Raw genomic sequence first — 21,941 nt, 5'->3', positions numbered from 1 at the left:
GCGCTCAGAAGGAGAAGTCCCGCAGCGCATCGGGCAGGCCCTGCTGCATGACTTCGGCCTCGTGCGCGGCGTAGCGCTGCGCGTCCCACAGCTCGAGGTGGCTGCCCATGCCGAGCAGCATCACGTCGCGCACCAGGCCCGCGGCCGAGCGCAGCTCGGGCGAGATCAGCACGCGCGAGGAGCCGTCGATCTCGACATCCATCGCATTGCCGAGGAAGATGCGTCGCCAGCCGGCGGCCTGCATCGGCAGCGCGGCGACCTTCTCGCGGAAGACCTCCCAGGACGGCCGCGGGAAGATCAGCAGACAGCCTTCGGGATGCTTGGTCAGCGTCAGCTGGCCTTGCGACAGGGCGGAGAGCACGTCGCGATGGCGCGCCGGGACGGACAACCGCCCCTTCGCGTCGAGCGCGAGCGCCGAAGCCCCCTGAAAGACCGTTTGAGCCACTGAATCCCACTAAAGTGCACTTTGTTCCACTTTAGCGGAGCAGCCACGGCCGGTCAATCGACGTTGGAAACAAATTCCAATGAAATCAAGCACTTAGCCGCGGGTCCGAATGTGACGGATCGCGCAGAAAATAGTGTTCTAAATGAAAGACTTGCGCCATCCTCATGAAGTTGAGGATGAACTGAACCACCGCCTCGCGGCCAGGCGGCGGCCGACCGATCAGTAAGTCACGGTGACGGTGATCGTGTCGGTGTAGCTGCCCGGCGTCGCCGTGGTCTGCAGCCCCGGGAGGCGCCCGTAGACGGTGTGCGTGGCCGACACCGGCACCAGCACGCTGAGCAGGAAGCCTCCGGAGACGATGGCCGTGCCACCGCTGCCGTCGCCCCACACCGAGGTGCGCGCGGCATCGCGGTACAGCTGGTACTGCAGCGTGCTGGCGCCGGCGTGCAGGCGCCGCGGCGCGTAGCTGCCCGACGAGCCGGTCGACAGCGCGACGGTGTAGCTCTGCAGGATCGCGATGGCATGGATGCCGCAGGTCACGGTGACGCTGCCGGTGCTGTCGTTGGCGCTCGCGCTCAGCGGGTTGTAGCTGCCGAACAGCGTCGGCACCGCGCTGACGATGCAGCTGGCCTGGGCCGATGACGCCAGCACGCCCAGCGCCAGCATCGCGACGGCGCGCGCGAAGCGAGGCGTCATTCGCATGACAGCGGCCCGATGCGACCGGTGCGCGCATCCAGGCGCTCCAGGCCGAAGCGCACGGTGCAGGCCGCGTCGCGGCCCCAGGCCACGCGCACGCGGTTGTCGGCGCTCAGGCCGCGCACGTAGGCCAGTCCGTCGTGACCGACGACGAAGGAGGCGACGTCGCTGCCCTCGAGCACGGCCCGCGCGCCGACCGGCAGCGGCTGGCCGGCCGCGTCGCGCAGCTCGAGCAGCGCCGCGCGCGCGCGCTCGAAGCGAAAGCGCAGCGGCACCAGGCTGCGGTCGCCGGGCTGCAGCTCGCGCATCAGCTGGCCCGGGTCGATGTCGAGCGGCAGGTCCAGCGGATCGATGGCGACGCGATTGGGCTGGAAGGACAGCAGGTCGGGCACGACGATCTGGCCGCGCTCGTCGGTGCGGCCGACGTAGCGGTTCTGGTGATACACGGCCACGCCGGCCTGGCCGTCGACGTCGACCACGGCGACGCTGTCGTTGACCCGGCGCGCCGCGTGGACGCCGCCGTCGAAGGCCAGCAGCGCGCCCTGCAGGCCGACGCGCACGGCGTGCGGGCCGCCGCCGCGCTCGAGCTCGACGCTGGCGCGCGCACGGTCCGTCAGGACATCGACCTGCGCGAGCTGCCGGGCCGGCGCCTGGCCGGACAGCGCGTGATCGGACTGCACGCGCCAGCCGACGTCGCCGGTCGCCGCCGCGGCCTCGCCGGCATACAGCGAGGCCAGCGTGCCGTTGCGGTCGTGCGCGATCGTCGTCGCCGCGCTGCCCGCATGACCGAAGGGCACGGACAGGCTGAGCGCGACGCCCGAACCCCCGCCCGTGCCGAGGTCGCGATAGCCGCTGACCAGCGCCTGCGCGCCGAAGGCCAGCGGCCGCGTCCAGGTGGCCGACACCAGGCGCGTGTGCAGCGCCCCGAAGCCGCCGGCCGACGGCCCCTGCCGCCGGTCGATGGCCGCGACGCCGAAGCGGCCGGCACGGCCGAGATCGACGCCCGCGCCGAACTGCGTGCTGCGCAGCAGTGCCGGGTCGCCACTGGCCGTGGCGACGTCGCGGTAGCCCTCGCTCGCTCGCGTGTGCGACAGGCTGATGCTGAAGCGCCGCGTCTGGCGCTCGGCGCCCAGGCTCGCGAGCTGGCCGTGGCGACCGCCGCCGGCGCTGGTCGCCAGCGCGACGCTCAGCAGGCCGATGCCGTCGACGCTCCACATCGCGCTGCCGCCGCCGACGGCCGTGCCGCGCGTCGCCTCGCCGTGCGCCTCGAGCGTCAGCGCGTCGCTCAGCCCGTGCCGCCAGGTCCCCGACGCCGCCGGATCCTCGTAGCGGTTCGCGCTGCCCGCATAGCCGCGGCGCACGCGACCCAGCTCGAAGGCATAGGCCGTGAGGCCGGCCGCGAGCTGGCGGTTGGAGGTGTAGAAGGCCAGCGTCTGCACCGTCTCGCGGCCCAGCGCGTCGCGCACCACCACCGCGACCTCGGCCAGGCCCGACACCACCGGCATCTGCCGCACCTCGAAGCGTCCCGGCTCGACCGGTTGCGACAACTGGCGCACGCCGTTGACCAGCACGTCCACCGTCGAGGGCACCGCGGCCTGCCCGCCGAGCTGCGGCGTCGGCGCGGTCACCATGCCGGGCCGCAGCGCGAAGTCGGTGACCGCCTGCACGCCGAGCAGGCGCACCGGACGCGTCCAGCCGAGGCCGCCGTTGACCAGGTCGCCGGCGCGCACGCGGCGCAGCCGCGCCGGGTCGGAGTGGGTGAAGGTCGTCTGCAGGCGCTGCACGTGCGGCGCGCTCGCGTCGTTGGCCAGCAGCACGTGCTCGAGCACGCCCTGCGGTGCGACGAGGCGCGCCTCCAGCAGGCCCGCCGAGTAGCCGCGCCCGCCGGCACGCAGCGCGCTCAGGTCGTAGTTCAGCAACGCGGCCAGCGCGCCGGTGGCCTCGGGGGCCGCGGCGACCGGACGGCCGATCAGCGTCAGCGCCGACGGATCCGGCGGCAGTTCGATGTCCAGGACCTGGCGCGCCAGGTCGAGCTGCGCGCCGACGCCCGGCAGGCGCCGCACGCTGAGCGACTCGCCCTCGTCGATCGGGGCCGTCGGCGACGGCGCGGCGATCGGCCGGCCCAGCCAGGCCTGCCACTCGGCGCGCGTCGCGTGCGGCACGCCGTCGCGCAGCACGAAGCGCTCCACGCGCTCGGTGGCGCGGCCGTTGATCCGCAGTTCCAGCAGGGCGACGACGTCGTCGGCGCGCGCCGGCAGCGACGCGCTCAGTGCGGCCGCGAACGACAGCGACAGCAGCCGCTCACGGCGCCACCACAAGGGGCACCTCGATGCGGCCGGCGTCGGTCAGGGCCGACACCCGCAGCGTCTCGCCCGGCTTCAGGCTCCGCACGTCCTCGTCCAGCGTCCAGCGCCGCTGCGCGCCGGCCAGCACGTAGGGCCCGCTGGAACTCGCGGCGAGGCGCTGGCCGTCGGCGCGCAGCAGCTCGAGCCGGTGCACGCGCTGGCGCGAGCCGCCGGCATTGGCGACGCGGATGCTGCGGCCGTCGGCGGCGAGCGCCCAGTCCAGTCTTGCGGGCTGCGGCTCGGCGGCCGGCTTGACGAACACCGGCACCGACAGCCGCAGCGCCATGCGCACGGCCGAGCGTTCGCCCTCCGCCGGCAGTTCGTCGATCAGCAGGCGGTAGCTGCGCTCGCGCTCGGGCCCCGGGCCCTGCACCAGCGCGCGCAGCACCTGGCTCTGCCCCGGCGCGATGCTGAAGATCGGCGGCGAGACGATCACCTCGGCGGCCGGCGTCAGCCGGTCCTCGCCGCTGTCCTGGTCCCACGCGAAGCCCCGCACCTGCAGCGTGACGGGTGCGTCGCCGCGGTTGGTCACCGTCATGCCGAGCGCCGGCCGCGCGGCCGTCAGCTCGTGGCTGACCGGCGCGACGTCGAGCGTCGCCGCCGCGGCCGGCGGGCCGGCCAGCCATGCGGCGAACGACAATGAGACCGCGATCGCATGCAGGGGCTTCATCGCGGCGTGCCTCAGTAGCTCACGGTGACCGTGATCGTGTCGGTGTAGCTGCCCGCCCCGACCGTCAGCTGCGCCGCCGGCACGCGGCCGTAGACGTTGAGGGTCTGGGTCGCGCCGCTGCCGGTGCCGGCCACGGTGTCGATGCCGACCGTGTTGCCCCAGGGCGTGGTGCGCAGCGAGTCCTGGTACAGCGAATAGATCAGCGTCTGGCTGGCCGGGCCGGTCATGCGCCGCGTCGCCACGGTGGCCGCGGTGCCGGTGCCGGCGTTCAGGCCGACGGCATACGAGGTGCCGTTGGTGCAGGTCACGCTGACCGCGCCGCTGGCGTCGAGCTGGCTGGCGGTGTAGGTGCCGAAGGCCACGTTGCCGGCCGAGACCGAGCAGGTCGAGCCGACGGTGGCGGTGACGTTGAAGCTGCCGGTCGCGGTCTGCGCGCGGGCGCTGCCCGGCATCAGCAGGGCGGCGACGGCCAGCAGCAGGCCGATGGCCAGGGGGCGAAGCAGGGGGTTCGGGAGGCGGCGCTGCGCGTGGGCGGGGCCGGCCGGGGTCTGTCGATGGTCGGCCATGAGCCGCTCCTTCATGGGCGGAACGACCGACGACGATGCGCCACGTTCCGATACAGACCCCTTGGGCAAAATTGAACCACAAGGCTGGCGGGCCGTGGCGTCGAAATGCGGGGTGTTTGCCACGCAATCGCCCGGATCGAGGCATCGGCTCCGCTACCGCCCGCGGCCACGCCCTGCATACACTGGGGCCTGCCAGCCGGGCCCCATCCATCGCGTGAAGTTCTCGACGCTCCCCCTGCACTGGAAGCTGGCGCTCGTGCCGGCGGCCACCGCCCTGCTGGTCGTCACGATGGTGCTGGCGCTGTCGGACTGGCTGCTCGGCGATCACCTCGAGGCGCGCGCCGAACAGCGCGTGCGCCAGGTCGCGAGCCAGCTGACCGACCTGATGGCCCGCGCCGTCGACCGCCGTGTCGCCGAGGTGGAACTGCTGGCCCGCAGCAGCGACCTCGCGCCGACCGCCACGCCCGACACCTGGCGCGCCGCGCTCGAGGCGCGCAAGGCCCGCACGCCGGGCTATGCCTGGCTCGGTCTGACCGATGCCCAGGGCATGGTGCAGGCCGCGACCGGCGGGCTGCTCGAAGGCAAGTCGATCGCGCACCGTCCGGTGTACCAGCAGGGGCGCCAGCATCTCTTCGTCGGTGACGTGCACCCGGCCGTGGCGCTGGCCGCGCTGCTGAAGGTGCCGCCGGGCAGCAACGCCGAGCTGCTCGACATCGCACTGCCGCTGCACGATGCCGACGGCGGGCTGCGCGCCGTGCTCACGGTGCACATGAGCTGGCAGTGGTTCATCGACCTGCGCGACGAGATCGTCTCGCGCGCCGAGTCCGACGCCCCGCTGCAGACGCTGCTGCTGTCGTCCGCCGGCGTGCCGCTGGTCGGCAGCCTGCCCGACGACGACCTGCGGCTGCTGCGCGCCGCGCTCGAGGCCGAGCTGCCGGGCAGCCGCGACGCGACCCGGCCGCTGCACCTGGGCTTCGCGCAGGGCGACCGGCCGGTGGTGGCGGCCGCGCTGACCTTGCCGCCGCGCGGGGCGCAGACCTTCGGCTGGACGCTGATCGCCTTCCAGGAACTCGACCTGGTGCGGCGGCCGGTGACCGCGCTCAAGCGCAGCGCGCTGATCGGCGGGCTGCTGCTCGGCGCCGTGTTCGCGGCGCTCGGCTACCTGCTGTCGCAGCGGCTGTCGCGCCCCTATGCCGGCCTGCTGGACGCCGCCGCCCGGCGCTTCGCGGAGCAACCGGCCGACGGTGCGGGCTCGCTGACCGCCCAGCTCGACGCCTTGTCCGAGCAGCTGCGCGGCGCGCCGCCGCCCGGCGCTGCCGCCCGCGACGGCGACGCGCTGTTCGCACGGCTGCTGCACGACGCGCAGCGCCTGCGCAGCGTGATGGACCACCTGCCGGCCGCCGTCTACCTGACCGATGCCGGGGGCCGCATCCTCTACTGGAACCGCAGCGCCGAGCGCCTGTTCGGCTGGTCGGGGACGATGGTGATGGGCCAGCGCATCACCGACGTGCTGCACTCCGAGACGCTCGCGGCCCGGCACGACGCACCCACGACGCCGGAAGGCGACACCGACGCGCCGCTGAGCTTCGACGCCGAGACCACGCACCGCGACGGCCACGTGGTGCACGGCGAATGGCGCCTCACCGAGGTCCGCGATGCCCAGGGCCGGCCGCTCGGGCTGCTGGCCCAGGTGCGCGACACCTCGGTCGAGCGGGCGCTGCTGCGCTCGCAGGCGGCGCTGAGCGCGCTGATGGAGCAGGAGAAGCTGACCACGCGGCGCATCGCGCAGGCGCTGCACGACCGCCTCGGCCAGACGCTGGCGGCGATGCGACTGAGCATCGATGCGCTGGCCGCGCCCGGCGGCGAGGCGCGGCGCGGTGCGCTGACGCCGCGGCTCGCCGGCCTGGCCGACGATGCGATGAGCGAGGTCCGCCAGGTGCTGATCGAACTGCGCCCGCCGCTGCTGGACGAACAGGGCCTGGCGGCCGCGCTCGACAACGAGCTCAGCCAGCGCCGCAGGGACCTGCCGGACGTCGATCTGCTGCTGGACGTGCCGCCCGGCGTGGCCGCGCAGCGCTGGCCGGCCGACGTCGAGTACGCGGCCTTCATGGTGGCCCGGGAGGCGATCAACAACGCCGTCGCGCATGCGCGGCCGGTCATGGTTCGCGTGGCCGTCGAGGGCGACGCGGACCGCCTGGTGGTCGAGACCGACGACGACGGCTGCGGCCTGTCCGACGGCCTGGCGGACGGTGCACCTGGCCACCTGGGCGTGGTCGGCATGCGCGAGCGCGCGCTGGCCATCGGCGCCCGGCTTAGCATCGAGTCGGCCGGCATCGGCCAGGGCACGCGCGTGACGCTCCAGTGGGAGGCCGCGTGATTCACGGCGAGACAGAACAATGAGCGACATCTACCTGGTCGACGACCACCGCATCCTGCGCGAAGGCCTGCGCGCGGTGCTCGAGGCGGCGGGCCATCGCGTGGTCGGCGAGTCCGACCACCCGGGCACTGCGCTCGGCGAGCTGCAGCGCCTGCTGCCGGGCGTGCTGCTGCTCGACCTGAGCCTGGGCGACCGCTCCGGCTTCGAGCTGCTGACCGAACTGCACCGGCGCGAACTGCCGACCCGCGCCATCGTGCTGACGATGTCGGCCCAGCCGCACCACGTCGCCGAGGCGCTGCGCCTGGGCGCGGCCGGCTACGTGCTCAAGGGCTCGCCGTCGGCCGAGCTGCTGCAGGCGATCGACAGCGTCTCGCAAGGCCGGCGCCACCTCGGCAGCGAGGTCGCCGAGCTTGCGATCCAGGCCCTCAGCGGGGCGCCGGGCGGCGATCCGCTGGTCTCGCTGTCGCCGCGCGAGCGGCAGATCATCGCGATGGTGGTGCGCGGCGCGTCCAGCGCCGCGATCGGCGAGCAGCTGCACTTGTCGCCGAAGACGGTCGACACCTACCGCAGCCGCCTGATGCACAAGCTGGGCGTGCCCGACCTCGCGGCGCTGCTGCGGTTTGCGGTGCGCAGCGGCCTGATCGATCCCCAGGAACGCTGACAGCCCCACCGCGGCCGACCGACAGGCCGTGATGAAGGCTCCCCACGGGAGCCATCGAGAGTTCCCGACAGACCCGCCGCCGGGCCGGACCTACTCTTCGGTCCGTGGATTCGCTGGCTCCGTTCGGGGCATTCCGACCCCCCTGCTCCGGCGGTGCCGCGGTCCACACCTTTCACTTCGCGGACCATGAAGCCTGCCCTGCCCGACGATGAAGCCGCGCGACTGGCCCGCCTGCACAGCCTGCAGGTGCTGGACACGCAACGCGATCCGGTGCTGGACGGACTGGTCCGTTGCGCCAGCGCGATCAGCGGCTGCCCCGTTGCGCTGGTGAGCCTGGTCGACAGCGACCGGCAATGGTTCAAGGCCCGCCACGGGCTCGACGCGACCGAGACGCCGCGCGACCTCGCCTTCTGCGCCCACGCGATCCTCGGCGACGGCCTGTTCGAAGTGGCCGACGCCCGGCGCGATCCGCGCTTCAGCGACAACCCCCTGGTGCTCGGCGACCCGAACATCGTGTTCTACGCCGGCGAGCCGCTGGCACTCGACGGCCACAAGCTCGGCACGCTGTGCGTGATCGACCGCGCGCCGCGCCGGCTCGACGCCACGCAGCGCGACTTGCTGGCCGGCCTGGCGCGCGCGGTCGAGCACTGGCTCGCCAGCCGCGCCCTGAGGCTCGAGGCCGACCAGATGCATCAGCGCTGCCAGCTCGCCGTCGAGGCGGCCCAGCTGGGCCTGATCGAGATCGACCCGTCGCGCTCCTGCGTGTCGCTGGACGACCGGGCGATGCGCCAGCACGAGCGCCATGTCGCCGGCGGCGAGCTGTCGCTCGAGATGTGGCTGGAGAGCTTCGAGATCGGCGACCGCGAGCGGCTGCGTGCCGCCATCGGCGCGCCGGCCCGCGACGGCGCGACCCTGACCCTGACCGCCGCCCTCGCCCAGTCGCGCGGCGGCGCGATGCGCCACCTGGAGATCGCGATGCAGCGGCTCAGCCACGCGCCGCGCTGGGTCGGGTCCTGCCGCGACGTCAGCGAGAGCCTGCAGCTCGAGCAGCTGCGGCGCGAGAAGCTCGCGGCCGAACAGTCCAGCCGCGAGAAGAGCGTGTTCCTCTCGCGCGTGAGCCACGAGCTGCGCACGCCGCTCAACGCCGTCCTCGGCTTCACCCAGCTGCTGCAGCTGGACGCCCAGCGCCCGCCGGACCCGGTGCAGCACGCGCGCCTCGAGCAGGTGCACCATGCCGGCCTGCACCTGCTGGACCTGATCAACGACGTGCTCGACCTGACGCGCTTCGAGCAGGGCTCGCGGCCGATGAACCTCGGCAGCGTCAGCCTCGACGCCACGCTGGACGCCTGCACCTCGATGGTCGAGCCGCTGGCGCAGAAGATGGCGGTCGAGCTGGTGCGCGCCGACCCCGGCGACCGCTTGCGCGTCATCGCCGACTCGCGCGCGCTCGAGCAGGTGCTGGTGAACCTGCTGTCCAACGGCGTCAAGTACAACCGGCCCGGCGGCCGCCTGACCGTGGGCGTGCGCACGCGCGCCGCGCAGGTCGAGATCTCGGTCACCGACGAAGGCGCCGGACTGAACGACCGCCAGCTGGGCCAGCTGTTCCAGCCCTTCAACCGCCTGGGCGCCGAGAACGCCGGCGTCGAAGGCAGCGGCCTCGGCCTCGTGATCGCCAAGAACCTGGTCGAGGCGATGGGCGGCGAGCTCGTCGTGCGCAGCACGCCGGGTCGCGGCTCGACCTTTGCCATCGTGCTGGCACGCGCCGGCGCGGCGTCGGCCGGCCAGACCCGCCTGGGCGGGCTGACGATCCCGGGCGAACTGAGCGACTTCGGCAGCCTGCTGCCGCTGCCCCGCGTCGACGTGCCGCCGGCCACCATCGTCTACATCGAGGACGAGCCCGTCAACGCGCTGCTGGTGACCGAGGCGCTGCGCCACATCCCGCAATGGCAGGTGGTGATCGCGACCGACGGCGAGCAGGGCCTGCAGCTGGCGCGCCGCCTGCGGCCCGACCTGCTGCTGGTCGACATCAACATCCCGCGCCTGACCGGCGACCAGGTCGTGCGCGCGCTGCGACGCGACCCGGACACCGAGCGGCTGCGCTGCATCGCGCTGTCGGCCGACGCGCTGCCGGAACAGATCGCCGCCGCCCGCGCCGCCGGCTTCGACGACTACTGGACCAAGCCCCTGGACCTGCTGACGCTGGTGCCGCGGCTGCTGGACCTGCTGGCGTCCGAATCCCTGCCGGCCCTGTCCTGACGGCGCCGGCCGCTCAGAGCCGGCCTTCCTGCTGCCAGGCCCGCAAGGCGCGCAGCATGTCGCGGTCGAGCTCCAGCCAGGCCTGTTCGCGATAGCCCTGCAGCGCGCGGTCGGCCGCCGCGGCGGGATCGTCGTCGGCGCTGTAGACGAAGCGCAGGAACAGCGCGCCGGGCGACGGTTCCTCGATCGTGATCGACAGCCGCACCGGCATCGCGCCCTCGTGCGGATCGGGATCGAAGTCGATGCGCCGCTGCGGCTCGAGCCGCACCGTGTCGTCGAAGCGCAGCGCGCCGAAGTGGATGCTGCGCCGGCGCTCGTCGGCATCGCGGCCGGGCTGCGACTCGCAACGGTCGGGGCCGAGCGGAAACTCCTGCGGCGACTCGACGCGCAGCAGCAGGCCGCGCCACAGCTCGTCGCGGCTCATGGCCGGCACCACCGGGTTGCCGGGATCGGTGACCTGGAGCAGGTGTTCGAAGCGCATGCGGCGAGCTTAGCGCGGGCACGCCGTCACTTCGAGGCGGCGCTCGCCGCGGGGTCGGCAGGCTCGTTGTCCGCCCGCCGCCGCGCGGCCAGCTCGTCGACCGTGAGCCCCGACTGCGCCACCCAGCGCCGCATCCACGCCAGCTCGCCCTCGCGACCGATGCCCTCGACCTGCGACGCGAGCCGCCGCGTCATACCGCACAGCGAGCTGCCGGCGGTCGACTTCATCGCCTCGGCGGCCGCCTGCTGATAGGCATCGCGCTCGCGCGTCAGCGCGTCGATGCGGTCGGGCGGCCATTCCAGCCGCCGCGCCAGGCCGAGCCCCAGGCCCAGCTCCAGCAAGCTGCCGGCGCGCTCGGTCAGCAGCCGCGCGATGCCCTCGCAGGTCTGGCGCCGGTTCACGTCGCGCAGGCCGTCGTCCTTGCAGTCGCCCAGCGCCGCCTGGTATGGCGCGAGCGGCTGGCTCGCGGTGACGCCCAGCACGCTGCCGTCCAGTCCCATCTGCGCCAGCGGCGGCAGGTCGTCGGGCAGGTAGGGCGCGACGATCGCGTGGACCCGGCCGTAGCCGGCGTCGCTGGCGCGCGCGTTCGCGATGCGGTGCATCGCCTCGCCGTGCGCGGCCGTGTCGCGGCGCTGCCGGGCCGCCTCGGCGACGAACAGCCAGGGATAGGCGTTGTCGGCGTCGAGCCGGGCCCATTGCTCGGCACTGACCAGCCCGCAGGTCTCGTCGCGCCGCGGACCGCCGCGGGCCGCGGGCCAGTTCGCCGCCTCGCGGCAGGTCTCGACCGCCAGCGCGTGCACGACCGGGTCGTGCGAGCCGCTGGCCAGCCGCGCCAGCGCCTCGCGCGCCGTGCGCTGGGCCGCCGGCTCGGGCAGCCAGCAGGGCGGCGAGGCGCACGCCGCGACCGGCTCGTTCTGCTGCTCCATCACGGCGAAGCGGGCCTGCAGCACCAGGCCGGCGGCGCGCACGCGCTCCTCGGGCTGTGCCGCCAGGCGCAGCAGCAGGTCACCGCGCGCGACGGCTGAGCGATCGATCAGCTGCGCGCCGCGCGCCGGCAGCGCGGCCGGCAGGTCGGCGTCGGGCAGCGACTCGCAGCCCGGCGCCGTCGGCGGGACCGTGGCCGGGACGGCCGGCGCACCCTCGGCCACCTCGAGGCTGGTGCGGGGCAGGCTGAGCCACGTCGGCACGTCGGCGGGCACGGGCGCAGCAGCGGCGGCCGGGTCGGGCGGCGCGCCGCTGTCGAAGCGCCATGCCACCAGCACGACCGCCACCATCGCGGCAAACGCCAGCAGCGCCGCCCCCCACCGCCGATGCGTCATCGGGTCGCGCGCAGGCACTGCGCGACCCCCGCCTCGATCGCGTCGACCGCCGCCGCCCGCAGCGCATCGAGGTCGGTCCACGGAAAGCGCCGGTTCACGACGCGCGCGTGCAGGTAACCCACCATCAGCGCCAGGCGCAGGTCGCGGGCCAGCAGCACGCGGCCGGGGTCGCCGCCGGTCTCGGCGGCAAAGGCCTCGATCAGCGGCGCCGACAGGTCGACGACCTGGCGGTAGGCCTCGGCCTGCGTGAGGCCGGCGTCGCGGTCGGCGGCCATCGTCTGCTCGGTCATGAAGACCAGGCGGAAGTGGTCGGGATGGCGCTCCCAGTAGCGCAGCGACGCGTCGGTGCTGGTGCGCAGGTGTCCGCGTGCCGTGTCGGGTGCCGCGATCGCGGCCAGCACCTCGCTGCGCGCCTCGACCAGCACCGCCTCCCACATCGCGCGCAGCAGCGCGGCCTTGTCGGCGTAGTGCCGGTACAGCGCCATCGCCGACAGCCCGACCCCGGCGGCGACTGCGCGCATCGTCAGCGCCGGCAGGCCGCCCTGCTGGTAGATCGCGAAGGCGGCGTCGAGGATCGCGGTGCGCAGCCGGGCCTGGTCGTCGGCGTTGCCGGGGCGCACGCGCGCCGGGCGGGCCACCGCCGGCGTCGCCCGCGTCGATCTGCGGGCCTTGCGGGGTGTCGCGCGCGTGTCAGGCACTTTGCTTACTTGTACACATCGGGCCGAGAAGCGGCCAGTTTGGCACGGTTCTCCGACCTTCGGCCCGGGCCGGATCGACCGATAAACGAGGCTGTGCGATCGCCGCTCCGGGCGGTCGCGAATGGGGGATTCATGAACTTTCTCGACCGCCTGACCGTGCGCGGCAAGTTGGCTTTTGCCTTCGGCTGCGTGCTGACCCTGATGACCTTGCTGGGCGCCTTCTCGGTGCTGCAGCTCTCGCGCGTGAATGCCGAGACCGAGTCCATCGTCACCTTCCGCCTCTCCGGCGTGCGCGACAGCCTGCGCATGGCCGAGACCGCCACCCGCCTGCGCACCCGCGAATACCGCCTCGTGCTGACCAAGCCCGACGAGGTCGCCAAGGCCGCCGAACGGCTGGACGCCAGCAAGGCCGACTTCGAGGCCGCGCGCAAGTCCTACGCCGAGTTCATCGACGGGCCCGAGGAGCGCAAGCTCTACGAGACGGCGATGGAGGACTGGAAGGCCTACCTCGACAACTCGGTCGCGGTGATCGACATGATGAAGATCGGCATGGTCGAGGACGCCCGCGGCACGCTGATGAACGAGGGCACGCGGCGCTTCGACAAGGCGCTGGACTCGATCAAGGCGCTGGCCAAGTTCAACGACGAAGGCGCGCGCACCGATGCCGCGCACGCCGCGACGATCTACGCCAACGGCCGCCTGCTGGTGGTGGCCGTGGTGATCATCGGCCTGGCGGTCGCGGTCGTGCTGGGCTGGCTGATCGCCCGCGCCATCGCCAACCCGCTGCGCGAGGCCGTGGGCCTGGCCGAGGCGGTGGCCGCCGGCGACCTGACGCGGTCGCTCAGCGCGAAGGGCAAGGACGAGGTCGCGCAGCTCGTGCGCGCGCTGGTGCAGATGGTCGAGCGCCTGCGCGCCGTCGTGGCCGAGGTGCGCGGCGGCGTCGAGTCGGTGAGCACCGCCTCGTCGCAGATCGCGACCGGCAACCTGGACCTGAGCCAGCGCACCGAGGAGCAGGCGTCCAACCTGCAGCAGACCGCGGCCTCGATGGAAGAGCTGACCTCGACCGTCCGGCAGAACGCCGACAACGCGCGCGCCGCCTCGCAGCTGGCGGCCAGCGCGTCGGAAGTCGCCGCGCGCGGCGGCAGCGTCGTGGCCCAGGTGGTGACGACGATGGACGACATCACCGACAGCTCGAACAAGATCGCCGACATCATCAGCGTGATCGACGGCATCGCCTTCCAGACCAACATCCTGGCGCTGAACGCCGCGGTGGAAGCGGCGCGCGCCGGCGAGCAGGGCCGCGGCTTCGCGGTCGTGGCCGGCGAGGTCCGCACGCTGGCCCAGCGCAGCGCGCAGGCCGCCAAGGAGATCAAGTCGCTGATCGGCGCCAGCGTCGAGAAGGTCGACGGCGGCGCGAAGCTGGTCGCCGAGGCCGGCAAGACGATGGACGACATCGTCGCGCAGGTGAAGCGCGTCACCGACCTGGTCGGCGAGATCAGCTCGGCCAGCGTCGAGCAGTCCAAGGGCATCGAGCAGGTCGGCGACGCGGTCGCGCAGCTCGACCAGGTGACGCAGCAGAACGCGGCACTGGTCGAGGAATCGGCCGCGGCCGCCGACAGCATGAAGCACCAGGCGGCGCGCCTGGCCGAGACGGTGTCGGTGTTCAACATCGGCAGCGTCGCCCGCGCGACGCCGGCGCTGCCGGCCCCGGCCGCCAGGCCCGCGGCCGCGCGGCCGGTGGCCGTCGCGAGAAAGCCCGCTGCGGCCTCGACACCGGCGAAGAAGCCGGTGAGCAGCGCGCCCGCCGCACCGCTGGCCGTGGCGCCGGTGGCCGCGGCCACGGCCAGCGCCGGCGACGACTGGCAGTCGTTCTGAGTCTTGGTACTCGCTAGCGAACGCGGCGGCTCAGGCCGCCGCGCTCGCTTGCAGCCGCGGCTTCACCCACAGCCAGGCCACCAGGCCGATGGCCATCAGGCCCAGCGAGGCGACGGCCAGCGCCAGCGTCGAGTGCATCACCAGCGGCGCCAGCAGGCCCGCGACCAGCGCGTTGGCCGCGGCCGCGATCGACGACTGGAAGGACGAGGCCATGCCGCGCCGCTCGGGCACCAGGTCCAGCACCATCAGCGTGACCACCGGGACCATCAGCGCCCAGCCCAGCGAGAACAGGCCGATCAGCGGCAGCGCCCACCAGGCCTGCGCCGGCCAGATCGCGTTGGCCGCGACGTTGACCAGCGACACCGCGAGCATGATGCGGAAGCCGCGGCGGATCTGCCGCATCGGCGGCAGCCTGCCGGCGAGCCGCCCGCTCCACCACGCGCCGCCCATGATGCCGCCGATGGTGCACAGGAAGAGCCAGAAGAACTGCTGCGGCGCCAGGCCCAGGTGCTCGCCGGCGAACACCGGCGCCGACAGCACGTAGAGGAACATGCCGTTGAAGGGGATGCCGCTGGCCAGCACCAGCGTCATGAAGCGCGCGCTCGAGCCCATCTGCCGGTAGCCGATCAGCAGGTTGCGTGCATTGAAGGGCTGGCGCATGTCGGCGTGCAGGGTCTCGGGCAGCAGCTTGTAGTTGGCGATCCACAGCGCCACGCCGATCGCCGCCAGCAGCCAGAAGATCGAGTGCCAGTCGGCGTGCACGTACAGGAAGCCGCCGATGATCGGCGCGATGGCCGGCGCGATGCCGAAGAACAGCGTCACCTGCGACATCACGCGCTGCGCGTCGGCCGGCGCGAACATGTCGCGGATCACCGCGCGCGAGACGACGATGCCGGCGCCGGTCGACAGCCCCTGCAGCAGGCGGAAGAAGACGAGCTGGCCGATGGTCTGCGCCAGCGCGCAGCCCACCGAGGCCACGGTGAACACCGCCACGCCCCACAGCACCACCGGCCGGCGCCCGAAGCTGTCGGACAGCGCGCCGTGGAACAGGCTCATCACCGCGAAGCCGATCAGGTAGACCGACAGCGTCTGCTGCATCTCGACCGGCGTCGCGCCGATCGACGCGGCGATGCCGCTGAAGGCCGGCAGGTAGGTGTCGATGGCGAACGGGCCGAGCATGCCCAGGCAGGCGAGCAGCACGGACAGGGCCCACATCGGGGCACGCCAGAGGGTGTGGGCGTCGGGGTTCATCGAATCCTGGAAAGACAGGGCGCCCCGGCTCGTGGCCAGGTGCCGGGAAGCACAAAAATGTGAAGCGGACCGATAGGCCGGATTCTGTGCGCGCGGTGCGGCTTGCGCCGTCCCGCACGTGACCGCCATTCCTCTGGGCCGCCCCTCGCGGGAACGGCTCGGTGCCACCTACCCGCACACTCCCCGGGCCGGATCAACGTGTGCCTATTTGGTGTTGCTGCGCGCAGAGATTGCCCGTTTCACCCGGGGCGTTGCCGCCCCGACTCGTCTCTGTTGCTCTGATCCTCACCTCGCGGTGGACAGTCGTTAGCTGCTGCGCTGCCCTGTGCAGTCCGGACCTTCCTCCAGCACGACCTTTCGGTCCTCGTGCCAGCGGCGGTCTGGTCCGCTTCACGGTGGCATTATCAGTCGCCCTCCACGAACCCCGGGACCCCGCGATGAAAGCCAACACCGTCCTCGACACCATCGGCGGCACGCCGCACATCCGCGTGCAGCGCCTGTTCGGCCCGACGGCTGCGGTGTGGATCAAGTCCGAGCGCAGCAACCCGGGCGGGTCGATCAAGGACCGCATCGCCCTGTCGATGGTCGAGGCCGCCGAGCGCGACGGCCGCCTCAAGCCCGGCGGCACGATCATCGAGCCGACTTCGGGCAACACCGGCGTCGGCCTGGCGATGGTGGCCGCGGTCAAGGGCTACCAGCTGGTGCTGGTGATGCCCGACAGCATGAGCATCGAGCGCCGTCGACTGATGCTGGCCTACGGCGCGAGCTTCGTGCTGACGCCGCGCGAGAAGGGCATGAAGGGCTCGATCGCCAAGGCGCAGGAGCTGATCGCCGCGACGCCGGGCTCGTGGATGCCGGGCCAGTTCGACAACCCGGCCAACATCGAGGTGCACGTGCGCACCACCGCCGCGGAGATCGTGGCCGACTTCCCCGAGGGCCTGGACGCGCTGATCACCGGCGTGGGCACCGGCGGCCACATCACCGGCTGCGCGCAGGTCCTCAAGGCGAAGTGGCCGGGGCTGAAGGTCTACGCGGTCGAGCCGAGCGCGTCGCCGGTCATCAGCGGCGGCCAGCCTTCGCCGCACCCGATCCAGGGCATCGGCGCGGGCTTCATCCCCGCCAACCTCCAGACCGACCTGCTCGACGGCACGATCCAGGTCGAGGCCGAGGCCGCGCGCGAGATGGCCCGCCGCTCGGCGCGCGAGGAAGGCCTGCTGATCGGCATCTCCTCGGGCGCCACGCTCGCCGCCATCGCGCAGAAGCTGCCCGAGCTGCCGGCCGGCGCGCGCGTGCTGGGCTTCAACTACGACACCGGCGAGCGCTACCTGTCGATCGAGGGGTTCCTGCCGGTGGAGTGAACGCCGCTGGCGTACCGCTCGTGGCGCGTGAGCGTCGGGGCGGGCCGCTGTGTTGCGTTCATGTCCTCCGGCCTTGGCCTTCGGCCAAGACCTCCCCCTTTACTTCACTCCACACAGCGGCCCACCCCGACGCTCCGGAAACGACAGGTGCATGCGGTGGCGATGCTTGCTGACGAGGGCGTCGGGTGACCGGCGGAGTGAAGTAAAGGAGGAGACGCGAGCGTTCAGCAAGCGTCGGGGGACATGAACGGAGCCGGTCGCCCGGCGTCCTCGGCAGCCTGCTCAGGGCTTCGACGAGCTCAGTCCGAACGGCAGCAGCCCATCCCGAACGGCCGCTTGGCTCACCGCACCCGGTACAGCACCTTGTTCGGCTGCTTCGCCGGCGACAGCTCGAACTGGTCCGGGTACTTGCTGAAGAGCTTGGTCGAGGCCGCGTTCTTGGCCAGCAGCTTGGCGGCGCGCAGCGCCTTGGCGGCATTGCCGAGCTCGACCTTCTTGCCTTCCAGCAGCTCGGGCACGGCCTCGAGGATGCGGCGCACTTCCTCCTGGACCGGCGGGTGCAGCATGGCGACCGTCGACGTCGCGGGCTCGGGGGCCGCGCGGCTCGCCTTGCGGGCCGCGGGGCGCGCCTTGGGCGCGGCGCCGGCGATCACGCGGAACTCGTCGTAGACGCGCAGGTAGTCCTGCTGCAGGTTGCGCGCCGACTTGCCCTCCTGGCCGAAGCCCAGCACGTGCAGTCCCAGCTCGCGCAGGCGCGCGGCCAGCGGCAGGAAATCGCAGTCGGACGTGACGAGCGCGAACTCGTCGCCGGGCTCGTGGATCGCGAGCTCGATCGCGTCGATGGCCAGCGCGATGTCGGTGCCGTTGGTGCCGGCATAGGTGGTCGGCATGAAGCGGATCGCGTGCTGCTCGCACAGCGCGGCGTATTCGCCGGCCTTCTGCAGGCTGCCGTAGGCGCGCTTGTGCAGCAGGCGGCGCGAGCCGTCGTCCAGCAGCTTCAGCACCTGCGCCACGACCTCGAGGTTGACGTTGTCGGCGTCGATCAGCAGCGTGCAGCGGGTCAGGTCGTCGTCCATCGCGGGCTCCGGGTCAGGCGATCAGTTTCCAGGCCAGCGTCTCGCCGCCGCGCAGCGGCTTGAGCTGCGCGTCGCCGAAGGGCACGGCCTCGGGCAGCGTCCAGGCCTCGCGCTTCAGCGTCACCGTGCCGGCGTTGCGTGGCAGGCCGTAGAAGTCGGCGCCGTGGAAGGCGGCGAAGGCTTCGAACCTGTCGAGCGCGCCCGCGGCGTCGAAGGCTTCGGCGTACAGCTCCAGCGCCGACAGCGCCGTGTAGCAGCCGGCATGGCCGCCGGCGTGCTCCTTCAGGTGGGCCGCGTGCGGCGCGCTGTCGGTGCCGAGGAAGAACTTCGGGCTGCCCGAGGTGGCTGCGGCCACCAGCGCCTGGCGGTGCACCTCGGCCTTCAGCACCGGCAGGCAGTAGAAGTGCGGCTGCAGCCCGCCGGTGAAGATCGCGTTGCGGTTGTAGAGCAGGTGCTGCGGCGTGACCGTCGCGCCGATCGGCCCGTCGGCGCCCAGCACATAGGCGGCGCCTTCGCGCGTGGTGATGTGCTCGAAGACGATCTTCAGCGCCGGGAAGTCGCGGCGCAGCGGGATCAGCTGGCGGTCGATGAAGACGGCCTCGCGGTCGAACAGGTCGACGTCGGGGTCGGTCACTTCACCGTGCACCAGCAGCAGCAGGCCCTCGCGCTGCATCGCCTCGAGGGCGGCGTAGGTCTTGCGCAGCTCGGTGACGCCGGCATCGCTGTTGGTGGTGGCACCGGCCGGATAGAGCTTGAGCGCGACGACGCCGGCCTCGCGCGCGCGGCGGATCTCGTCGGGCGAGGTGTGGTCGGTGAGGTAGAGCGTCATCAGCGGCTCGAACGTCGACCCGGGCCCGTCGGCGGGCCGCGCGGCGACGATGCGCTCGCGGTAGGCCAGCGCCTGCGACACGGTCGTGACCGGCGGCCGCAGGTTGGGCATGACGATCGCGCGCTGGAACTGCCGCGCGCTGTGCGGCAGCACCGCGGCCAGCGCGGCACCGTCGCGCAGGTGCAGGTGCCAGTCGTCGGGGCGGGTCAGGGTCAGCGTGTCGGGGACGGCCATGGCCTGCATTGTCGGCCAGCGTGACACCCGGTCCGCGCGTCCTCCCCAAGTTGCCCATTGAGCCGGCGCGACGCGACGCCTAGAGTGAGTCATCGCCCTCTCGAGGAGCCGGCCCCGTGTCGCAAGCCCCGTCGACCCCGCGCATCACCTGGCAGGAGCGCCTGCTGCCCTTCATGCTGGCGAGCCTGGTGTTCGTCGGCGTGTTCTTCAGCGTCACCACCTACCTGTTCTTCGACCGGCTGCAGGGCGAGCTGCAGTACAACCGCACCGAGATCGGCGCCACGCTCGCGCGCGCCGACCAGCCGGCCAGCGGCCCGGCCGACGCGGCCTATCGCGACTGGTACGTGCGCGCCACGCTCGAGCAGATGGGCCTGCAGCAGCGCTTCAACGTGCAGATCGCCATCGTCAAGGGCCGGCTGTGGGCGCGCTTCATGGGCTTCCTGACCGGCATGCTGCTGGCGCTGACCGGCTGCGTGTTCGTGCTGGGCCAGCTGCGCGCCAAGGTCACGTTCTCGGGCGAGGCCCAGGGCGCCAAGACGGCGCTCGACACCAACGCGCCCGGCCTGCTGCTGGCGCTGCTGGGCACGGTGATCATCGGCCTGGCGCTGGCGGTGCCGGGTTCGGTCGAGTCGAGCGACACGGCCATCTACCTGCCGCCGCGCGTCGAGCTGCCGGCCGCGCCGGGCACGGCCACGCCGCTGGCGGCTCCGCCGGCGCCGCTGCCGTCGCCGCAGTCCGCCGCCTCCGGCGTGCCGCGCTTTCCCTCGCCGTTCGCCCCGACACGCTGAGAGGAGCCGCCATGAACGCCTGGCCCTGCCACCGCTTCGCCGCCGCCGCGCTGCTGGTCGCCGCCCTGCCCTGCGCCGCCCAGCTGACCACCGACCCGGCCTACGTCGCCGGCCGCGACGCCTGGCAGCAGCGCCAGTGGGGCGGCGCGATCGACGCGCTGCGCCCGCTGGTCGACCCCGACGACCGCGGCAACTACGAGGTCGACTACTGGCTCGGCACCAGCCTGTGCCGCACCGACGGACGGCTGGGCCAGGGCGCCAACATCCTCGACTGGTCGCTGCGCTTTCGCAACATGCCCGAGGCGGCGCGCCCCACGCTCGACGGCGAGCGCCGCCTGTGCGTGCAGCAGCTGCAGGCCGGCACGGCGCCGGGCGCGGCGCCGCCGGTGCTGATCGCGCTGGCCGGCGGCACCGCCACCGTCAAGGGCACGCCCAAGCTGTTCGCCGTCGGCGGCAGCGACGGCCTGCTGGCGAACGCGCCGCTGCGCGTCACCAGGCCGATCAAGGCCGCCGAGCTGGAAGCCCGGCTGATCCCGCTCGGCGAGCCCGAGCGGGCGCTGGCGATGGTGCGCCAGCTGGCGCCGGCCTCGCGCCACCACGTGTCGCGCCGCACCGTGATCGCCAGCGCCTCGCCGACGCACACGGCCGCCTCGCTCAAGCTGATCGGCGAGCGCCTCGACGACTTCATCGACTTCCTGGTCGAGTCCTACCGCCTGAAGCCGCCGCCGACCTACGTCGCGGTCTACCTCTACCCCGACATCCCGACGCTGCGCCAGGCCGCGATGCGCCTGCACGGCATGGAAGCCAACGCGATGACGCTCGGCTACACCTTCGGCAACGACCGCTCCATCCTCGGCATGCTGACGGGCACCGGCGCCGGCACGCTGCTGCACGAGCTCTTCCACACCGTCGTCCACGAATCCTTCGGCGGCATCCCGCAGTGGCTGGACGAAGGCGTCGCCAGCCTCTACGAGACCGCCACCGCGGCCGAGGGCCTGTACTTCGGCGAGCCGAACTGGCGCTCGCGGGTCTACGCCGACCTGGTGGCCGGCCCCGGCAGCGGGATCCGGCTCGCCGACCTGGTGACCGCGCCGTGGTTCTCGGACGAGCCGGCCATCCACCGCAAGCTCGGCGAGCGCGTCTACGACGACGCGCAGCAGGCCTACCTGCTGGCCTTCGCGCGCATGTTCGCGCTGTACCTCCAGGAGACCGGCACGCTGCACAAGGTCTTCGACGCCTACCGCCAGCGCACCGTGCCCGACACCTACGTGCCGGCGCAGCAGCGCGCGATCCAGCTGCTGGAGCAGGCGCTGGGCAAGCCCGTCGACCGCATCGAATCGGAGTTCCGCGCCTGGGCACCGCGCGCCTACGACCCGGCCACGCGCTTCTATGCCGGCAACAACCGCGCGCAGCTCATCCGCAAGGAACTGCCCCAGCGCCCGGCGACCGAGATCCGCCGCGAGCTCCCGCTGCCCAACGCCGACATCGCGCGCGAGCCGGCGCGGCAGTAGCCGCAGCTCAGTGCTGCAGGATCTTGGACAGGAAGTCCCGCGCGCGCGGCGAGCGGGCTTCGGGGGCGCCGAAGAAGTCTTCCTTCCTGCAGTCCTCGACGATCTTGCCGGCGTCCATGAAGATGACGCGGTGGCTGACCTTGCGGGCGAAGCCCATCTCGTGGGTCACGCACATCATCGTCATGCCCTCGTGAGCCAGCTGCACCATCACGTCGAGCACCTCGCCGACCATCTCGGGGTCGAGCGCTGAGGTCGGCTCGTCGAACAGCATCACGATCGGGTCCATGCTCAGCGCGCGGGCGATCGCCACGCGCTGCTGCTGGCCGCCCGAGAGCTGGCCGGGGAACTTGTCCTTGTGCGCGCTCAGCCCGACGCGGTCGAGCATCTTCAGCCCGCGGGTCTTGGCCTCGTCGGGGCTGCGCTTCAGCACCTTGATCTGCGCGAGCGTCAGGTTCTCGGTGACGCTGAGGTGCGGGAACAGCTCGAAGTGCTGGAACACCATGCC

Annotated in this window: 19 protein-coding genes and 1 other RNA gene; 7 read left to right on the top strand and 13 right to left on the bottom strand. The window is 72.8% G+C overall.

Translation table 11 applies throughout. From position 1 onward, the window contains the following. Window positions 1-4: 4 nt before the first annotated feature. The 5 genes from mraZ to QZV97_RS14705 all read right to left on the bottom strand — a co-directional run bounded on the left by mraZ (window position 5) and on the right by QZV97_RS14705 (window position 4,722). Window positions 5-445, bottom strand: a complete 441-nt coding sequence (gene mraZ, locus QZV97_RS14725; RefSeq protein ID WP_295643596.1) for a division/cell wall cluster transcriptional repressor MraZ — start codon at window positions 443-445, stop codon at window positions 5-7. 219 nt (window positions 446-664) lie between these two features. Further along, complete coding sequence (locus QZV97_RS14720; RefSeq protein WP_295643594.1) at window positions 665-1,147, bottom strand: spore coat U domain-containing protein; 483 nt, start codon at window positions 1,145-1,147, stop codon at window positions 665-667. After that, on the bottom strand, window positions 1,138-3,459 hold the full coding sequence (locus QZV97_RS14715) for a fimbria/pilus outer membrane usher protein (RefSeq protein WP_295643591.1): 2,322 nt from the start codon (window positions 3,457-3,459) through the stop codon (window positions 1,138-1,140). The genes QZV97_RS14720 and QZV97_RS14715 overlap by 10 nt, the downstream gene beginning before the upstream one ends. Further along, window positions 3,443-4,156: a fimbria/pilus periplasmic chaperone gene (locus tag QZV97_RS14710; protein ID WP_295643588.1), complete on the bottom strand. Its 714-nt coding sequence runs from the start codon at window positions 4,154-4,156 to the stop codon at window positions 3,443-3,445. Before QZV97_RS14710 ends, QZV97_RS14715 begins: the two co-directional genes overlap by 17 nt. Window positions 4,157-4,167: 11 nt before the next feature. Next, window positions 4,168-4,722 carry a spore coat U domain-containing protein gene (locus tag QZV97_RS14705; RefSeq protein WP_295643584.1) on the bottom strand — a complete coding sequence of 185 codons (555 nt, stop codon included), beginning with the start codon at window positions 4,720-4,722 and terminating at the stop codon, window positions 4,168-4,170. 214 nt (window positions 4,723-4,936) lie between these two features. On the opposite strand from QZV97_RS14705, the gene QZV97_RS14700 reads away from it, so the two are divergent. From QZV97_RS14700 to QZV97_RS14690, 3 genes are all read left to right on the top strand, one after another. After that, complete coding sequence (locus tag QZV97_RS14700; RefSeq protein WP_295643581.1) at window positions 4,937-7,099, top strand: PAS domain-containing protein; 2,163 nt, start codon at window positions 4,937-4,939, stop codon at window positions 7,097-7,099. A gap of 19 nt (window positions 7,100-7,118) precedes the next feature. Beyond that, window positions 7,119-7,760, top strand: coding sequence for a response regulator transcription factor (locus QZV97_RS14695; protein ID WP_295643578.1), 642 nt, complete (start codon window positions 7,119-7,121; stop codon window positions 7,758-7,760). A gap of 186 nt (window positions 7,761-7,946) precedes the next feature. After that, a complete protein-coding gene (locus tag QZV97_RS14690; protein WP_295643576.1) occupies window positions 7,947-10,016 on the top strand; it encodes a GAF domain-containing hybrid sensor histidine kinase/response regulator in 2,070 nt (689 codons plus the stop codon). Between the two features lie 13 nt (window positions 10,017-10,029). On the opposite strand, the gene QZV97_RS14685 is transcribed toward QZV97_RS14690, so the two are convergent. The 3 genes from QZV97_RS14685 to QZV97_RS14675 are packed head-to-tail and all read right to left on the bottom strand — an operon-like array spanning window position 10,030 to window position 12,514. Beyond that, window positions 10,030-10,497, bottom strand: coding sequence for an SRPBCC family protein (locus tag QZV97_RS14685; RefSeq protein ID WP_295643573.1), 468 nt, complete (start codon window positions 10,495-10,497; stop codon window positions 10,030-10,032). 26 nt (window positions 10,498-10,523) lie between these two features. After that, window positions 10,524-11,816, bottom strand: coding sequence for a hypothetical protein (locus tag QZV97_RS14680; protein WP_295643570.1), 1,293 nt, complete (start codon window positions 11,814-11,816; stop codon window positions 10,524-10,526). Beyond that, window positions 11,813-12,514, bottom strand: coding sequence for a TetR/AcrR family transcriptional regulator (locus QZV97_RS14675; protein ID WP_295643567.1), 702 nt, complete (start codon window positions 12,512-12,514; stop codon window positions 11,813-11,815). Before QZV97_RS14675 ends, QZV97_RS14680 begins: the two co-directional genes overlap by 4 nt. A 132-nt stretch (window positions 12,515-12,646) precedes the next feature. Here QZV97_RS14675 and QZV97_RS14670 point away from each other — a divergent pair, with 132 nt between their 5' ends. Further along, window positions 12,647-14,389, top strand: a complete 1,743-nt coding sequence (locus tag QZV97_RS14670) for a methyl-accepting chemotaxis protein (protein WP_295643565.1) — start codon at window positions 12,647-12,649, stop codon at window positions 14,387-14,389. Window positions 14,390-14,419: 30 nt separating this feature from the next. Here QZV97_RS14670 and QZV97_RS14665 read toward each other — a convergent pair whose 3' ends face one another. Together QZV97_RS14665 and rnpB are read right to left on the bottom strand one after the other, a co-directional pair. Continuing rightward, entirely contained in the window at window positions 14,420-15,640 is a 1,221-nt protein-coding gene (locus tag QZV97_RS14665) for a multidrug effflux MFS transporter (protein WP_295643562.1), read from the bottom strand. A gap of 57 nt (window positions 15,641-15,697) precedes the next feature. Further along, window positions 15,698-16,032: RNase P RNA component class A (rnpB, locus tag QZV97_RS14660), an RNA gene on the bottom strand. Window positions 16,033-16,077: 45 nt separating this feature from the next. Between rnpB and cysK the strand changes: the two genes are divergently transcribed. Further along, on the top strand, window positions 16,078-16,998 hold the full coding sequence (gene cysK, locus QZV97_RS14655) for a cysteine synthase A (protein WP_295643559.1): 921 nt from the start codon (window positions 16,078-16,080) through the stop codon (window positions 16,996-16,998). A 341-nt stretch (window positions 16,999-17,339) separates the two neighbouring features. On the opposite strand, the gene QZV97_RS14650 is transcribed toward cysK, so the two are convergent. Together QZV97_RS14650 and pyrC are read right to left on the bottom strand one after the other, a co-directional pair. Continuing rightward, window positions 17,340-18,074, bottom strand: coding sequence for an NYN domain-containing protein (locus QZV97_RS14650; protein ID WP_295643556.1), 735 nt, complete (start codon window positions 18,072-18,074; stop codon window positions 17,340-17,342). Between the two features lie 13 nt (window positions 18,075-18,087). Further along, window positions 18,088-19,137, bottom strand: a complete 1,050-nt coding sequence (gene pyrC, locus QZV97_RS14645) for a dihydroorotase (RefSeq protein ID WP_295643552.1) — start codon at window positions 19,135-19,137, stop codon at window positions 18,088-18,090. Between the two features lie 116 nt (window positions 19,138-19,253). On the opposite strand from pyrC, the gene QZV97_RS14640 reads away from it, so the two are divergent. Together QZV97_RS14640 and QZV97_RS14635 are read left to right on the top strand one after the other, a co-directional pair. Further along, complete coding sequence (locus QZV97_RS14640) at window positions 19,254-19,925, top strand: hypothetical protein (protein WP_295643549.1); 672 nt, start codon at window positions 19,254-19,256, stop codon at window positions 19,923-19,925. 11 nt (window positions 19,926-19,936) lie between these two features. Next, window positions 19,937-21,436 (top strand): hypothetical protein, encoded by a 1,500-nt coding sequence (locus QZV97_RS14635; RefSeq protein WP_295643546.1) that lies wholly within the window; start codon window positions 19,937-19,939, stop codon window positions 21,434-21,436. A 7-nt stretch (window positions 21,437-21,443) separates the two neighbouring features. Here the strand turns inward: QZV97_RS14635 and QZV97_RS14630 are convergent. Further along, the coding region (locus QZV97_RS14630) for an amino acid ABC transporter ATP-binding protein (protein WP_295643543.1) at window positions 21,444-21,941 on the bottom strand (498 nt) is incomplete at its 5' end.

Source organism: uncultured Methylibium sp., from assembly GCF_902826655.1.
In the GTDB taxonomy this organism is placed as follows: Bacteria; Pseudomonadota; Gammaproteobacteria; order Burkholderiales; family Burkholderiaceae_C; genus Methylibium.
Note: the sequence above shows the minus strand (reverse complement) of the source record. Positions and strands in the feature narration are given on the sequence as shown.

Bases quoted from the DNA above. Each gene is read 5' to 3' on its own strand.
- QZV97_RS14670 (WP_295643565.1), top strand. From the start codon at position 12,647: ATGAACTTTCTCGACCGCCTGACCGTGCGCGGCAAGTTGGCTTTTGCC.
- QZV97_RS14680 (WP_295643570.1), bottom strand. From the start codon at position 11,816: ATGACGCATCGGCGGTGGGGGGCGGCGCTGCTGGCGTTTGCCGCGATG.
- QZV97_RS14720 (WP_295643594.1), bottom strand. From the start codon at position 1,147: ATGCGAATGACGCCTCGCTTCGCGCGCGCCGTCGCGATGCTGGCGCTG.
- QZV97_RS14665 (WP_295643562.1), bottom strand. From the start codon at position 15,640: ATGAACCCCGACGCCCACACCCTCTGGCGTGCCCCGATGTGGGCCCTG.
- QZV97_RS14710 (WP_295643588.1), bottom strand. From the start codon at position 4,156: ATGAAGCCCCTGCATGCGATCGCGGTCTCATTGTCGTTCGCCGCATGG.
- QZV97_RS14705 (WP_295643584.1), bottom strand. From the start codon at position 4,722: ATGGCCGACCATCGACAGACCCCGGCCGGCCCCGCCCACGCGCAGCGC.
- QZV97_RS14685 (WP_295643573.1), bottom strand. From the start codon at position 10,497: ATGCGCTTCGAACACCTGCTCCAGGTCACCGATCCCGGCAACCCGGTG.
- pyrC (WP_295643552.1), bottom strand. From the start codon at position 19,137: ATGGCCGTCCCCGACACGCTGACCCTGACCCGCCCCGACGACTGGCAC.
- QZV97_RS14650 (WP_295643556.1), bottom strand. From the start codon at position 18,074: ATGGACGACGACCTGACCCGCTGCACGCTGCTGATCGACGCCGACAAC.
- QZV97_RS14635 (WP_295643546.1), top strand. From the start codon at position 19,937: ATGAACGCCTGGCCCTGCCACCGCTTCGCCGCCGCCGCGCTGCTGGTC.
- cysK (WP_295643559.1), top strand. From the start codon at position 16,078: ATGAAAGCCAACACCGTCCTCGACACCATCGGCGGCACGCCGCACATC.
- QZV97_RS14690 (WP_295643576.1), top strand. From the start codon at position 7,947: ATGAAGCCTGCCCTGCCCGACGATGAAGCCGCGCGACTGGCCCGCCTG.
- QZV97_RS14695 (WP_295643578.1), top strand. From the start codon at position 7,119: ATGAGCGACATCTACCTGGTCGACGACCACCGCATCCTGCGCGAAGGC.